The following is a 13736-nucleotide window of genomic DNA, read 5'->3' as shown; positions in this document are numbered from 1 at the left end:
TGATAACCGTTCGGTCGATCCTTTAATCCCTTCGGTCGACGCGACGACCGGGCCTTCACAGCAAACATTCAGAACACCGCTATTACATCCCTTGTCATTTCTCGCTCTCCTCGCAGGACCGTCCACGGGATCACCCGTGAAGGACGACCCCGCCGCAGGAGTCCCGGAAATGCGGCGGTATCCCTCCCCGATATCTGAGCCGAACCGGAGAACCATGTCCGATCTCAGCGCGCTTCGCAGCGATATCCGCGCCACCCAACGCATGGTGCTCAACCTCGGGAATGCCCTCAACGAGGTGGGGACGCAGGTCGACGCCATCGGGCAGGAGCAGCAGGCCACGCGACATGACCTCCTCGCCCTCCGCGCCGCGTTCACCCGCTTCGCCGAGCAGGCCGAACGCACCGCCAACGTCCATCGCGCCGAGACGGCCATCGGCACCCTCAAGAACGACATCGAGCACCAGTTCGGCCACCACAAGGTGGTTCGCCGCACCGCGGTGGGCATGCTGCAATCCTTCGACCTCGGGCTGGTGAGTGAGGACACCGTCCGGGCCGTCGGTGAACAGCTGATGGTGCAGACTCCCCGCTACTGGCTGGCCCCCGTGCTGGTCGCGCTGGCAGCCTGGGCGGGGGATGACCCTGAGCTGTGCGTCCGGGCGGTGGAGGAGGCGTACCGACGCTCGCCAGACCGCACCGCACTGCTGATGACGCTGGTGCTACGGCGGCAGGGACGACGATCCAGTGCCGTGCGGTGGCTGCGCCACTACCTCGACGCGCAGGACCCGGCAGCGCTCAACCGCGAGTTCGCGGTCATCCTGGAGGCGATCGCACAGGGTGCCTTCGGCCCGGCCGGCCTGGAACTCGTCCGGGACCGCCTCGACGCCTGGCGCAGCACGTTGCTCGACGACGAGGCGGCCACCCTCGCCCAGGTCAACCGCTGGCGCCAGGAGATGGAGACACATGTCCGGCCCGGCGGCGTCGAGAACGACTTCCCGCGCCTGGCCGTGGCGTCACCGCAGTGGCCGCAGCTGCACCGGGCGCTGGCCTGCGCCGAGGCACACCAGTCGATCATCGACCGGTACACCGGCCTGATGAAGGCGGAGGCACCGTCGAGCAGCCGCATCGAGGACGCCATCGACGACATCCTCGACCGCCTGGTCGAGGAGTACGACCTCGAGGAACTGCCGCTACGCCGGGAACTCGCGGCCAAGGAGGCGATCGTGGCGGCCGGTGGTGACCTCGAGGAGGCGGCACGGACGGCGGGCCTGCAGTCCACCGGCCTGGAGGATACCCGGGACTACCTGACGATCCAGACCGAGTCCGCGCTCGATGCCGACCGCATCGGTGTGTCGACACAGACCCAGCGACTGGCCGTCGCGTTCTGCCACGACTGGATGCGACAGTCCCATGCGGCGTTCACCCGCGACTACCGCCTCGGTGTGCCCGCGACGGTGGAGGCGACGTTCGACCTGGCCGGCAGCGTCGGCCTGCCCGCGTTCAAGCCGCCGCGCTGGACCGGTTCCTTCGAGCGGCCGATGGACGTACTGGAACAGTCCTTGAGCAGGCACTGGGACCGGTACGCCGAACCGTTCGTGGCGAGCCTGGCCTTCGACTGGCGCAAGCGGATCATCGCACCGGCGGTGGTGCTGTTCCTCGTCCTGCTGGTCGTCTCGGCCGTCGGCAACGTGGGGTGGGGTCTCCTGGTCGCGCTCGCGGGCGGTCTGGTCTGGGGCCTGGTGCTGAAGTCCCAGGCCGACAACGCGGCCGCCGAGCAGGAGAAGGCCCGGGCCCGGGTGGCCGAGGCCAAGAAGACGTCGCTGGTCACGCTACGGGCAACCGGAGCCGAACTCACCGACTGGACGAGTCGGTTCAGCGCGGCGGACGGCAAGGAGACCGAGGTGAAGGTCCTCATCGCCGACCTCGCCACGGCAGGTGCCCCGAGCAGCCGACACGAGCGTCGTGCGATGGGTCGGATCGAGGAGGAGTGACATGGCACCGTCTGACCGTACACAGGAGCCCGCGGCGTCGGCCCCGGCAGAGTCCAGCGAGGCCGACGCCGTTCCCTGGGCCCGAGCGCCGGTCCCGCCTCGCCAGCGGACCACGAGCCGCGCCCGGAGAATCGCCGAAGAGCTTCCCGACTGGGAGCCGATGCCGCCGGGCGAAATCATCGTCCGTCGTCCTCGTCAGGGCTGACGTGGTCGTGAAGGGCAGCGGCTACCAGGAGTGGGCCACGTTCCTGGAGCGATGGCAGGCCGGGCAGGCGCGCGATCCCTCCGGGCTGCCCACACTGGCCGAGCACGACTACCCGGCGGACGGCTGGGCCCGCCTCGTACGCCGGATCACCGAGGCCCTGGCTCGCCGGTTGCAGGCGTGGGCCGACGGACTGCTGAGTGCCATGGACTCGGCCCGGGACGAGTTCGAGGTGGCGCGGGCACTGACCCAGGCACGGCACGGCCTCGCGTCCATCCGGGCGGTCGCGGGTCACCCCGGGCTGCCGGAACGACTGTCCCGGCAACTGCGCGACGCCGTGGACGAGGAGATCCGCTCGGCCCAGCAGGCGTTGGAGGACGGCGTCGAGGCGGCGCGCCGCGCCGGGGTCGATGACCGGCTGGCCCAGACCCGGCTACGCACCTTCCGCGACAACCCGCTCACCGTCGCCGATCCCCCGGCGCCCTTCCGCGCGGACGGCTGGGCCACCGACCCGACCCGACCGGCTCGCCGACGGGTCATCGTCGATCCCCGCCCGACCCAACCTGAGGAGTAGCGTGTCCCACTACGACGAGGCCCGCCGGGACCTCGAGAGTTACATTGCCGCCCGGGTCCCGCTCATCGGCATCCGCAGCGCCGAGCAGGCGCGCGCGATCCGCCTCATGCGAGAGGTCGCGGGAAGCCCGCGCCGCGCCAACCTGCCCTTCTGGATCTATACCCGGGCCACCGGCCTCCGGGACCTGCGGACCAACAGCCCGGTGCAGGAGGACCGGTCCCTGGTCGCCGCCATGGAGTTCGCCGCGGCCCAGCTCACCCGGCGGGCGCAGGCGACGATGGTCTTCGTCGAGCCGGACGACCTCAGCGGCGACTCGCCGGTCACCCGACACATCGCGGAACTCGCCCGGCTCGCCGACGACCAGTCCGGCAGCGTCGTCCTGATCACGGACACACCGCTCTGGAGCGGCCTGCAACGCCTCGGCATGAGCGTCTCGCTGGACCCGCCCAACGCCGCCGAGATGTACGACATCGTGGTCGACTTCCTCAAGGAGCAGCAGGGGGCCGTCACCATCGACTGGACCGAGCCGGACGCGCGGCGGGTGGCGGACTTCCTCGTCGGCGTGCCGGAGGGTACCGCCGTCAACGTCCTCGCGACCATGGCCGCGACCGGACGGTTGCGGCGGGAGGACGTCGACCGCCTCGCCGAGATCAAGGACAAGCACTTCTCCGACCTCGCCGGCTTGGAGCGCATCCCCATGAACCGGGCCGACCACGAGATCGGCGGACTGACCAACCTACGCGCCTGGCTGGACCGCCGGCACCAGGTCATGCTCTCCGACCTCCGGGGCACCGGGCTTCGCCCGCCCCGGGGTGTGCTGCTGGTCGGCGTACCCGGCTGCGGCAAGTCGCTCTCCGCCAAGGCCGTGGCCGCCCAGTGGCGCCTGCCCCTCTACCGGCTCGACTTCGCCGCCATCCTCGGGATGTACGTGGGCCAGTCCGAGGCCCGGTTGCGTGAGGCGCTGGACATGGCCGACCGGACGGCGCCCTGCGTCCTCTGGATCGACGAGATCGAGAAGGGCCTGGCCGGGCAGTACGACTCCACCGGCGTCGGTCGCCGCATGGTCGGGCAGTTCCTGTTCTGGCTGCAGGAGTCACAGTCCCGGGTGTTCGTCGTGGCCACCTCCAACGACGTCCGCTCGCTACCGCCGGAACTGCTGCGCAAGGGCCGCTTCGACGAACTCTTCTTCGTCGACCTGCCCGACGACGCCGACCGGGCGGAGATCATCCGGCTCTACCACCGGCGCTACGTCGGCGAGGAGCCGGCCCAGGACCTGCTGGATCGGCTGGTCACTCTCTCCGAGGGCTTCGCCGGCTCCGACATCGAGTCCGCCCTCGGAGAGGTGGGGTACGAGGTGCTGGTGAGCGGAGACAGAGCTGTCCGAGCCGAGTTCATCGTCGACACCTTCGTCAACACCATCCCGCTCAGCCGCACCCATCCGGAGGAGGTCGCCGAGATCCGCGCGTGGGGTCGGGACCGGGCGATACCGGCCGGCGCGACGGGCTCCACCGGCTCACCTGCCGCCGGCGCCCGCCGTCGGGTGATCGTGCCGGGCGACGCGTGACGGGAGGCGCGAGATGAGCAGTGACAAGCAACCCGACGGTGGCCCCATCTGGAACGCCCGTGCCCTGGTCGGCGACCTCGCCGACGAGCTGCCACCGACCACGCCGGCGAAGACGTCGGCACCGGGAGCAGCGGCAACAGCTGGAGCGTCCCCCGCACGCTCCGGCCCTGCCGGAACCAGGCCCACGAGCCGCCCGGGCCCCGTCGCAGCCGACACGGCCGAGGGGAGCACCCGCCCGACCGTGAGTGTCGCCGACACCCACGACGCGCCGGAACGCGCCGAGCCGCTCGTACGGGGTGGCTGGGTGAGCGGCGAGGTGATCCCGCCGACGAGCGGGAACTCGTTGCGGACGGCAACCATGCTGGCCGGAATCGCCCTGCTGGCGGTGCTCGCGGTGCTCATAGGGGCGGCCGTGGCGAGCGGCGGCGACGACCATACCGATCGGTCGTCCTCGGGTGCGGCCCCGGAGGAGCTACGCGACCTTCCTCCCGAGGGCGACAGTGTGGCACAGAGCTGGGCGGAGCCGAGCATCTCCGCCACCGAGGCCAGCGACCCGGAGGAAGAGGCGCTGTCGGCCCTGCAGAACCTCAACCGCCAGGACCTGCCGACGGTTTCCCTCGACGGCCGGTACGCGGCTCAGCTCGCGTCCAAGACGGTGGGCATCGTGGACCCCCACCAGGTCGCGGCCAACGGATCGCACACCTTCTACGCGCAGGACATCCTGGTCGAGCACACGCAGCTGCGGCAGGAGCTCAGCGGCGACGCCACGATCGTCCTTCTGCTGAGCACCGACTACGGGCGGCAGCAGTTGTACGAGGGTCAGCCGCTCTGGGTCACCTTCGCTCTCGTACCGGATTCCTCGAAGGAGGCGGTCGGGGCGTGGTGCGCGGCGCGGTTCCCGCAGATCACCGGGTCCGCGTTGGAGAACCGGTGCGTGCCACGTCGGCTGAATCCGCCCGGCAGCGTCGGCTGACATTCCGATATGAATGACGGAATCGTGTTACGCCGACGTCTCGGACACCGCCTCGATGATGCGCAGGTCGCGTTCGGCACCGTCGGCGAGCGCCCGCAGCGCCTCCTGGTAGGCGGGGCTGTGGTAGGCGGCGATCGCCGCGTCGACGCTGTCGAACTCGATCAGCGTCGTGCGCTCCACGATCCCGGACTCGAACACGTGAGCCGGTAGCCCCCGCGCCAGGAACCGGCCGCCCGCCGCGCGCATCGCCGGCCCGGCCAGCTCGACGTAGGCGGCCAGCTTCTCCTGATCGGTTATCGACCGGAAGGTGTTGATCCAGTAGGCCTTCGCCATCGTCTCAGTCTCCTGTTCGCTGCCACGCCGTGAGGAGCCTAGCGCGCAGTGGGGAGTCCAGGGATCTTGTCCCGGCTGTCCGCCGGGCACAGCCCTCTACGTCCGGGCGGTGGCGATCGTGGCTGACGTGTGCCCGCCCTCCGCCGGTCACCTCCGCCGTAGCTCGCGGAGGATCTCGACGCACTCCGCGTATGCCTTGTCGTCGGCGTAGCCGGAGTGTCCGAGCGTGGCCGGATAACAGCTGTCCCCCGCCGTCCTGGCGAACGCCGGGTCGATGATCCGCCGGTCGACGTCCTGCTGGGCACCCGCGGTCCCCTCGCCGGCCCCCTGCTCGCTGCCTGCCTCGACCGGTGTGACGTCGCTCAGGATCCACCCGCCGATCGGGTCGCTGGGCCGGTAGAGGTTGCGCCACGGCCAGCGGGCGCGGGCGCGGTCCGTGATGTCCAGCGGCCGGCCCATCAGGAGGGCGCCGGTACGGCGCAACGCGGTCGGCCCGAAGTACGCGGGAAAGAAGCGCGCGTAGAGCCGACGCAGCGGACTGCCGTAGGTGAGCAGGGCGACCCGCGCGCTCTCCGCGTAGGTGAGTTGCATGACCACAGCCGCCCCGATGACGGTGCCCTGGGAGTGGCAGGACAGCAGGACGCGACCGCCGCAGGTGCAGCCCAGGTACGCGATGCGCCGGATCAGATCCGGGACCGCCCGCTCGGCGTAGCAGGGGGGCGCGAGTGGATGCGTCGCGCGCGGCCAGAACGTGCCGACGTCCCACAGGACGCCGACGGTGCGGCGGAACCGCGGGTTGCGGTACGCCTGGCGCCCGACATAGAGGAGGCTTGCCGCGAAGCCACCGACCAGCAGGTCGCCGATGTTGACCGCCCAGCGCGCGTGTTCGTAGACCCAGTCGCGGTCGAACAGGTAACCGATCACGCCGGCTGCGGTCAGGGCCGCGAGCAGGACGACGAAGGCACCGCCGACCCGCCCACCCACGTCGCTGACGGTTGCGCGGGACCAGGTGGCGGCGATGTGGCGGGCGCGTCGCAGCGTCTCCGCGTGTTGCGGCACGTCGGGAGTCCGGAGAACGTTCGCAACCGTCTCCGGCGGGTAGGCCGGGACGACGTGGTCTCGCAGCATCCGGTCGGTGCTGCGCCGCACCCACCACAGTGCGACACCCGCCAGCAGCAGGGCCGTCGCCGCCACGGGGACCGCCATCGCCGCTCCCCAGAAGTACACCAGTGGGACGACGATGGCGTCGGAGGAACGATCGGTCGGCGCCGGCTTGCCCACGACATGGGCCACCGCGAGGGCGAAGCCGGCGGCGAAGGCGCCGGCGAGCGCCACAGCGAACATCATCAGCGCGCAGGTCGCCAGACCGGACCACGCCGGTGGCTGTTCCGCCGCCGAGCTCGCGCGTCGTGTCCGGGCACGATGCGTCAGCAGGAGGACCAGCATGGCCAGCAGCAGGACGACCTGCGCGGCAACCAGCACCTGGACCGCCCCCGTGAGCCACGGCAGCTGCGAACGTGCCTCACCCGGCACGCGCACCGGCGCGTTGACGTCGCGCTGCCAGACCAGCACCGCGCCGAGAACGGTCACGCCCAGGGCCAGCCACGGCAGGAGGGTGTAGAGGTCCCGCCGGTCGTCGTGTGCACCGTCCCGGTCCGGCCGGGGGCGGTCGTTGCGGAGGCAGACCAGCACCACGGTCAGTCCGAGCAGGCCCAGCGCCAGCCAGAACAGGACAATCGCGGCCCCGGTGGCAACGCCGGGCTGCGCGGCGCGAAGGCTCCGACCCGGACCGGCGAAGGGCGCGAGCAGGAGGACGCCGGCCAGCGCGAAGCCGGCCGCGACGTGAGCCGCACGCAACCGGCGCACCTGGCTGCCGCCATTCCACATCCGGCGGTCCTCCAACGGCGTCCGGTCCTGCTCCTCGGAGGCGGCCGGCGGTACGTTCGCGGCTTCCAGTTGCCGCCACGTCTTGTTCGCCAGCCACCACAACAGGCCGACGACGGCCAGTGGCAGCGCGGCGGTCACGGCCATGCGCCGCCCCGGCAGGTCGAGCCACGGCCAGGACAGGAAGCCCAGCCACGCGACCCGGTCCGTGCAGTCCCGCGCCGGACGCACACACTGCCATCCGAAGAAGTCCACGGAGACCAGGACGACGGCCAGGACGAGGGTCAGCGTTATCGACAGCGCGAACAGCCGCAGGAGCACCTCCGCCGAACGCCGGGCACCCCGGCGCCCGTCGTGAGCGGGCGGCAACGCGAAGAAGGCCACGTTCACCAGCAGGAACGGCGTGAGCAGCAGCCACAGCGCCCGCTGCCCGCTGCCCGCGGTCAGCCCGCCCCAGGAGTACGCCTCCAGCCGCTCGTCCGCCGTGTCGGCGGAGGTCTGCCTCGCTTCCCACTGCCGGCGGTAGAAGCCCGCCTCGGCATCTCCCGCCACCCGCGCCACGTGCGGGTGTGCCAGCATGCGCTCCGGCGAGGTTCCGGACACCCCGTGAACCCGTAGTTCGGTCCAGCCACCGCCGTCCCGGTTCACGTAGCCGCCCATGTCCCACCTCCGGCGCTACCGCAACTCATGCCCTCTCTAACGGACGGCGCCGGAACCGGCAGTCACCCAGCGGACACCGAACCGCGAACGGTGTCGCCGATGAAGGGTCCACCGGGAGGCGCTGGGCGGGCGACGGCCGTCAGCCGAGGGTGACGCCTCCATCCGTGGAGCGTGGCTGCGGCAGGTCGACCTCCGCCGCGGCCCGGGGCTGCGGGGGTTCTACCTCGCCGCCGGGCGCGACGGCCCCCGCCGGCTGAGGCTCCGGTTCGACCGTCGCGGGCGCCTCGGCCCGGACGATCGCCTCGTCGACCCGGTCGAGCAGCGCGGACCGGTCGCGGATCCACGCCGGCAGCCAGAACCGCACCACCTCCGGCCAGCCCATGATCGTACGCAGCAGCGTGGGCGCCGAGTCGCGGTCGGCGACCGTGGGGCGCGCGCCCCAGTCGGGGCCGTCGAGCATGACGGCGACCTGCCACCGGGGCGAGCCGGGCCGGCGTACGGCGATGTCCACAGTGAAGTCGGACAGGCCGTGCGAGGTACGGACCTCGTGGCCACGGTCCCGCAGCGCCGCGGCCACCTCGTCGCGGATCCGGCTGCGCCGCTCGGTGCGGTCGGTGGCCAGGTCGCCGAGGCGGTCGGCGCCGGCGGCGGCCATCTCGCAGTACGCCCGCAGGTGCTGGGTGCCCACGGCCGAGGTACGGGACAGGTCGATGTCCGACGGGTCGAAGGACGAGAACACCACGACCTGGCGTCGGGCCCGGGTGATGGCCACGTTGAGCCGACGCTCGCCGCCGGCCTGGCTGAGCGGGCCGAAGTTCAGCGGGAGCTGGCCGGTGTCCGGGTTGGTGGAGAAGGCCAGGGAGAACAGGACCACGTCCCGCTCGTCGCCCTGCACGTTCTCCAGGTTCTTGACGAAGATCGGCTCCGCGACGGCACCGGACAGGTGCTCCCGGATGACCGGATCGGTGCTGTCCTCCAGCAGGTTGAGGATGAGGTCCCGCTGCTGGATGTTGAAGGTGACCACGCCGATGGACTGGCCGGTGGTGGCCGGGTCGTGCAGGCGCCGGGTGATGTCCGCGAGGATGGCCCGCGCCTCGACCTCGTTGGTCCGCGAGCCGCCGCGGTCGTACTGGCCGTCGACCCGCCGCCAGGTGATGCCGGCCGAGTCCCCGGCGCCGGGCGACGGGAGGCTGGAGAGCTTGCTGTCGTAGTAGTAGCGGTTCGAGAACGCGATGAGCGACTCGTCGTGACTGCGGTAGTGCCACGACAGCCACCGCTGCGGCAGTCCCGACTCGACGGCCTCGCTGAGGATGCTCTCCAGGTCCTCGAGGACCGGGCCGTCGCCGTCCTCGATCTCGTCGGTGGTGTGGCTGGCCTGCATGATGCTGGTCGGCGGCATCTGCCGGGAGTCACCGACGACCACGACGGCGCTCCCCCGGCCCATCGCGCCGATCGCCTCGGCGACGCGGATCTGCGACGCCTCGTCGAAGATGACCAGGTCGAACCGCTGGCTTCCGGGGGCCAGGAAATTCGCCGCCGAGGCGGGGCTGACCAGCACGCAGGGGGTCAACGCCAGCACCGCGTCCGGGTACAGCTCGAACAGTTCCCGGAACGATCTGCCGCCCCGCTTGCGGCGTAGTTCGGCGGCGAAGTCGGCGAAGCGGCCGCGCCGGTCGGTCGGGCTGAACGGGCGGCGGCGCACCAGCACCGACGGCAGGCGCTCGGGCAGCGCCGACCGCAGCTCACCGGCGGCCGTCTCGAACTGGGCGATCTCGTCGTCGTGCAGCTCCGGGTCGAAGTACTGCAGGCCGCCGGCGCGTACCCGCTCGGCGAGGGACGCCGCCGCGACTCCCCGGCGGTAGGCCTCCTCGGCGAGCCGCGCGATGACCTCGGCGCGGAGCAGCTGGTCCCGGTACTCGGTGAGGCCGGCCGAGGTGAGCACGTCGGCGTGGGTCAGGACGGTAGCCCACCGGCGCAGCGGGAACAGCTCCTCGGTCCGCAGCTCGTCCAGCCACGCCGCGCCGTCCCGCTGCCAGGTGTCGACCCAGTGCCCGCCGGCCGCCCACAGCGCCAGCTCCGGCTCTCCGGAACGCAGCACCCCACGCCAGGCTCGCCACCGGGAGGCGACCCGGTCCAGGAGGGTCGCCTCGACGTCGGTGACCCCGCGCTGGAAAAGGTCCCAGGCCTGCGGATGCCGAGCCAGCAGCGCCCGGCTGGCCCGGACGGCCTCGATCGCCTCCGCCAGCCGCTCCTGCGCGTCGGCGTTCGTCGGCTGCCACGCCGGCAACCGCAGCCCGCCGAGCGCCACCGCGTGCTGGTGCAGCGCGGCGGCCTGTGCTTGCGCGGCGACCAGGCGGCCGATGGTCACCTCAACCCGATCGACGTCGAGCGTCGCGCCGGCGACCAGGTAAACGGCCAGCTTGTCGACGACGGCCTGCCGGCGCTTGCGCTTGCCGAACAGCTTCTTCGCCGCCTCCTCCGCCTCGGCATGCCAGGCGGTCAGCTCGGGGCGGGCGTACACGTCCGGCCGGAAGGCGGCGAGCTCACCGGCGAAGCCCTGGTGGAAGGCGGCCAGGTCCGCCTGGAGCCGGGCCGCCGCCTCGTCCCACCGCCGGTCGCCGGCGCGCAGGGTCGTCTCCCGGTCCGGGAGCATTCCGCGTACGGCGAGCCAGGCGCCCGCCTGCAGCTCGGTGACCGTCTCCGGGGCGGGCAGTGTGCGCAGCAGCCCGACCAGGTGGGGGTGCGCGGCCAGGTCGTCCCGGAGGCGTTCCAGCTCGGCGGCGATCTCGGTGACGGCGGCGCCGTGCAGCCCGTCGAGGGTGCGGCACCCGCTGAGCGCCCAGGGGTGCTCGGGCCGGACGCGCGCCGAGCGGGCGGCGGCCGGGAACTCCCGCAGGGTCGTCTCGACCTGGGCGCGTACCTCGTCGGGCGCGTGCAGGTAGCTCACCGGGATCGGGGCGACCGGGCCGTCCCCGTACGCGAGGACCTGCTCGTAGGCCGACCAGAGCGACATCCCGACGGGGTTGGCGGTGTGGACCTGGGTCGGGTACTCCACCAGCGGCGCGAGGCGTGTCCGGTAGGCGGTCTCGACGGCCGTCCACGTGCCGTCACCGCCGTGGTCGTACTGGTCGAGTGCGTCGCGGAGCTGCTGGCGGATCGCGTTGAGGGACTGTTTGCGCCCGTGCAGGTCGAGGGCGAACGGCCCGAGGCCGATCTGCTTGAGCCGGCGCTTCACGACCTCCAGGGCCGCCTGCTTCTCGGCGACGAACAGCACCGACCGGCCGGCGGTGACCGCCCGGGCGATCATGTTCGTGATGGTCTGCGACTTGCCCGTGCCGGGCGGGCCTTCCAGGACGAAGGACTGGCCGCGCTCGGCCATCACGATGGCCTGCATCTGGGAGCCGTCGGCGGGGATCGGCAGGTGCAGCTCCGCCTCGTCGACGAGGTGTTCGGCGTCGGGGCGGGCCGGGTCGTCGAAGGTGGCGCCCGAGGATTCCACCAGATGCCGGACGACCGGGTTCTCCAGGAACCGGGGCCAGTGGTCGCCGAGGTCCCGCCACATCTGGAAGGTGGAGAACTGCAGCAACCGCAGGCTGGCGGTTTCGTCGATGCGGTAGTTCAGCCGGTTGTCGACCAGCCCGGTGTTGATCGCCGCGAGGGTCTTGGCGATGTCGATGCCGTGCTCGTCGAGGACCGGCTGCTCCAGCTCCGGGATCCGGACGCCGTGCTTGACCCGCAGCCACTCGACCAGGCAGTGGTTGGGGCTGGCGACCTCGGTGCCGTCGATGACCAGCGCGTACGGGCGGCGGCCGGTGCCGCCCTCGATGCGTACCGGCAGGAGGAACAGCGGCGCGTACGCCTCTCCCCCGGTCGTCTTGGTGTGCACCAGCGTGCCGATGGTCAGGTAGAGGTAGTTGCTGCCGGTCTCCTGCTCCATCGTGCGCGCCTCGCGCTGGAGCGCCCGCATGACCGTCTTGTAGCGGGCCTCGGTGACGGTGCCGTAGACCCGGCGGTCGGTGCGCAGCTCGCTGGTCAGGACCTCGGCGTCGAGGTCCTGCGCCCGGCGCGCACCGGCCAGCTCGTGGACCTGGCTGATGTCGTCCTGCGGGATGACCTGCACCTGGCGGCCGTCGTGGATGAGGTCGTCGAGGAGAGCGAGGGCGCCGGCCGGTACGTGCAGGTCCAGGCCACGGCCCCGCTTGGGCAGGTTGAGCAGCGGGTTGCGCAGGCTCAGGTCGAGCAGGGACTTCCGCCACTGCTGGATGCGCGCCGGCGAGCCGTCGGGCTGCTGCGGCACCTCGTCGCCCTCGTCGGCGAGCTGGCGCAGCTTGGCCGCGGCGACACCCGGCGGAAGGTCGAGGGACGCGGCGGCGGTGTCGGTGGTCGTCTCGGCGTCGACCGGGGCGGGGGCGACCAGTTCGTCGGCCGACGGCAGCGGCCGGATGCCGGAGCGGTGTGCGAGGTGGACGTCGACGACGCCCTGCAGGCGTTGGCCCTCGCCGCGGAAGTGGCCGAGCCCGACCCGTACCGCCTCGGTGAAGGTCGCCGACTGCGCGCCTGGCCCGATGCGGGTCAGCTCGACCGGCACCGCCCGGCCCGAGTCGACCATCGAGATCAGCAGGTTCGTCTCGGTCACCGCGGCGGAGCCGAGCCGCTCCTCCTCCAGCAGGAAGCCGCCGAGGGCGTGTCCCTCGCTGATGAAGACGAGCGGGTGCAGCCCGGCCGCCTCCAGGCAGGCGGCGTACGTGACGGCCAGGTCGAGGCAGTTGCCGAGCCGCCCGTCGAGCACGGCGGCCGTCGTCCGCACCTTCTGGCCGCTGTTCTCGAACGACGCCGGCAGCGTCTGGTAGGTGATCTCCAGTTGGCGTAGCGCCTCGTACACGGCGCCGGCGATCAGCGCCGCCCGTTCCGAGCCGTCCTGGTAGCCCTGCAGCGAGCCGGAGCCGGTACGCGCCAGCAGGATCTGCGCCGCCGCCCGCAGCACCGCCTCCACCGCCCGGGTGTTCGGCTGCACGAATGCCGCCAGGCTGTCGTAGAGGGCCGGGCTGTTGAACCACTCGTTGTGCGCCAGCACTCTCGACGGGGCGTTCAGCCTCAGCGTCTCGTCGCCTGCCTCGACGGTGAGGCGGTAGTCGACCGGGAACGCCTCGTCAGTGCGGTACAGCAGTGCGCGGTCCGGCGTGACGTCGCGGAAGTCGTCCCAGCCGGTGCTCGCGCCGGGCCGCAGCGGCGTGGTGAGCGTGCGCGTCCAGGGCTCGGTGAGCGCGCCGTCCGGGCCGAGCATCTCCAGCGTCAGCGTCACGTCCGACAACGGCACCGGGCTGCGGTTGACCAGCGTGAGGTGGCGGACCAGCGGCACCCGGTTGTGCACCAGGGCGGCGTTGATCGCCGGCTGCACCAGCAAGGCGACGGCGAGCTGGTCGTCGTCGGCGGTGAACTGCGCGAAGACGCTGTCGGACATGGGCGTTTCTCCAGACGAGGAGACCAGGAATCGCCAGCCTAACGGTCAGCCCACCGGCGGACGGGTCCCCGGCCGTATGCCGATCTTGTATGTCGTAC

General features: G+C 71.9%; 7 protein-coding genes. 4 read left to right on the top strand and 3 right to left on the bottom strand.

From position 1 onward, the window contains the following. The first annotated feature begins 214 nt into the window (after window positions 1-214). The 4 genes from ACN26Y_RS21590 (at window position 215) to ACN26Y_RS21575 (ending at window position 5300) form a co-directional block, all read left to right on the top strand. Window positions 215-1987, top strand: a complete 1773-nt coding sequence (locus tag ACN26Y_RS21590) for a hypothetical protein (RefSeq protein WP_422733407.1) — start codon at window positions 215-217, stop codon at window positions 1985-1987. Window positions 1988-2193: 206 nt separating this feature from the next. Then, window positions 2194-2763: a hypothetical protein gene (locus tag ACN26Y_RS21585; RefSeq protein WP_422733406.1), complete on the top strand. Its 570-nt coding sequence runs from the start codon at window positions 2194-2196 to the stop codon at window positions 2761-2763. Between the two features lies 1 nt (window position 2764). Further along, window positions 2765-4327: an AAA family ATPase gene (locus tag ACN26Y_RS21580; protein ID WP_422733405.1), complete on the top strand. Its 1563-nt coding sequence runs from the start codon at window positions 2765-2767 to the stop codon at window positions 4325-4327. Window positions 4328-4568: 241 nt separating this feature from the next. Beyond that, window positions 4569-5300, top strand: a complete 732-nt coding sequence (locus tag ACN26Y_RS21575) for a hypothetical protein (protein WP_422733404.1) — start codon at window positions 4569-4571, stop codon at window positions 5298-5300. Between the two features lie 27 nt (window positions 5301-5327). Here ACN26Y_RS21575 and ACN26Y_RS21570 read toward each other — a convergent pair whose 3' ends face one another. The 3 genes from ACN26Y_RS21570 to ACN26Y_RS21560 all read right to left on the bottom strand — a co-directional run bounded on the left by ACN26Y_RS21570 (window position 5328) and on the right by ACN26Y_RS21560 (window position 13638). Then, window positions 5328-5633: a DUF1330 domain-containing protein gene (locus ACN26Y_RS21570; RefSeq protein WP_422733403.1), complete on the bottom strand. Its 306-nt coding sequence runs from the start codon at window positions 5631-5633 to the stop codon at window positions 5328-5330. 147 nt (window positions 5634-5780) lie between these two features. Next, window positions 5781-8177 (bottom strand): hypothetical protein, encoded by a 2397-nt coding sequence (locus tag ACN26Y_RS21565; RefSeq protein ID WP_422733402.1) that lies wholly within the window; start codon window positions 8175-8177, stop codon window positions 5781-5783. A 139-nt stretch (window positions 8178-8316) separates the two neighbouring features. Then, a complete protein-coding gene (locus tag ACN26Y_RS21560) occupies window positions 8317-13638 on the bottom strand; it encodes a DUF4011 domain-containing protein (RefSeq protein ID WP_422733401.1) in 5322 nt (1773 codons plus the stop codon). Window positions 13639-13736 lie beyond the last annotated feature (98 nt).

This window comes from Micromonospora sp. WMMD558 (assembly GCF_049315255.1).
GTDB lineage: Bacteria > Actinomycetota > Actinomycetes > Mycobacteriales > Micromonosporaceae > Micromonospora.
Note: the sequence above shows the minus strand (reverse complement) of the source record. Positions and strands in the feature narration are given on the sequence as shown.

What these genes read in the sequence shown, in the direction of transcription:
- ACN26Y_RS21590 (WP_422733407.1), top strand. Translation starts at nt 215, where the DNA reads ATGTCCGATCTCAGCGCGCTTCGCAGCGATATCCGCGCCACCCAACGC.
- ACN26Y_RS21570 (WP_422733403.1), bottom strand. Translation starts at nt 5,633, where the DNA reads ATGGCGAAGGCCTACTGGATCAACACCTTCCGGTCGATAACCGATCAG.
- ACN26Y_RS21565 (WP_422733402.1), bottom strand. Translation starts at nt 8,177, where the DNA reads ATGGGCGGCTACGTGAACCGGGACGGCGGTGGCTGGACCGAACTACGG.
- ACN26Y_RS21560 (WP_422733401.1), bottom strand. Translation starts at nt 13,638, where the DNA reads ATGTCCGACAGCGTCTTCGCGCAGTTCACCGCCGACGACGACCAGCTC.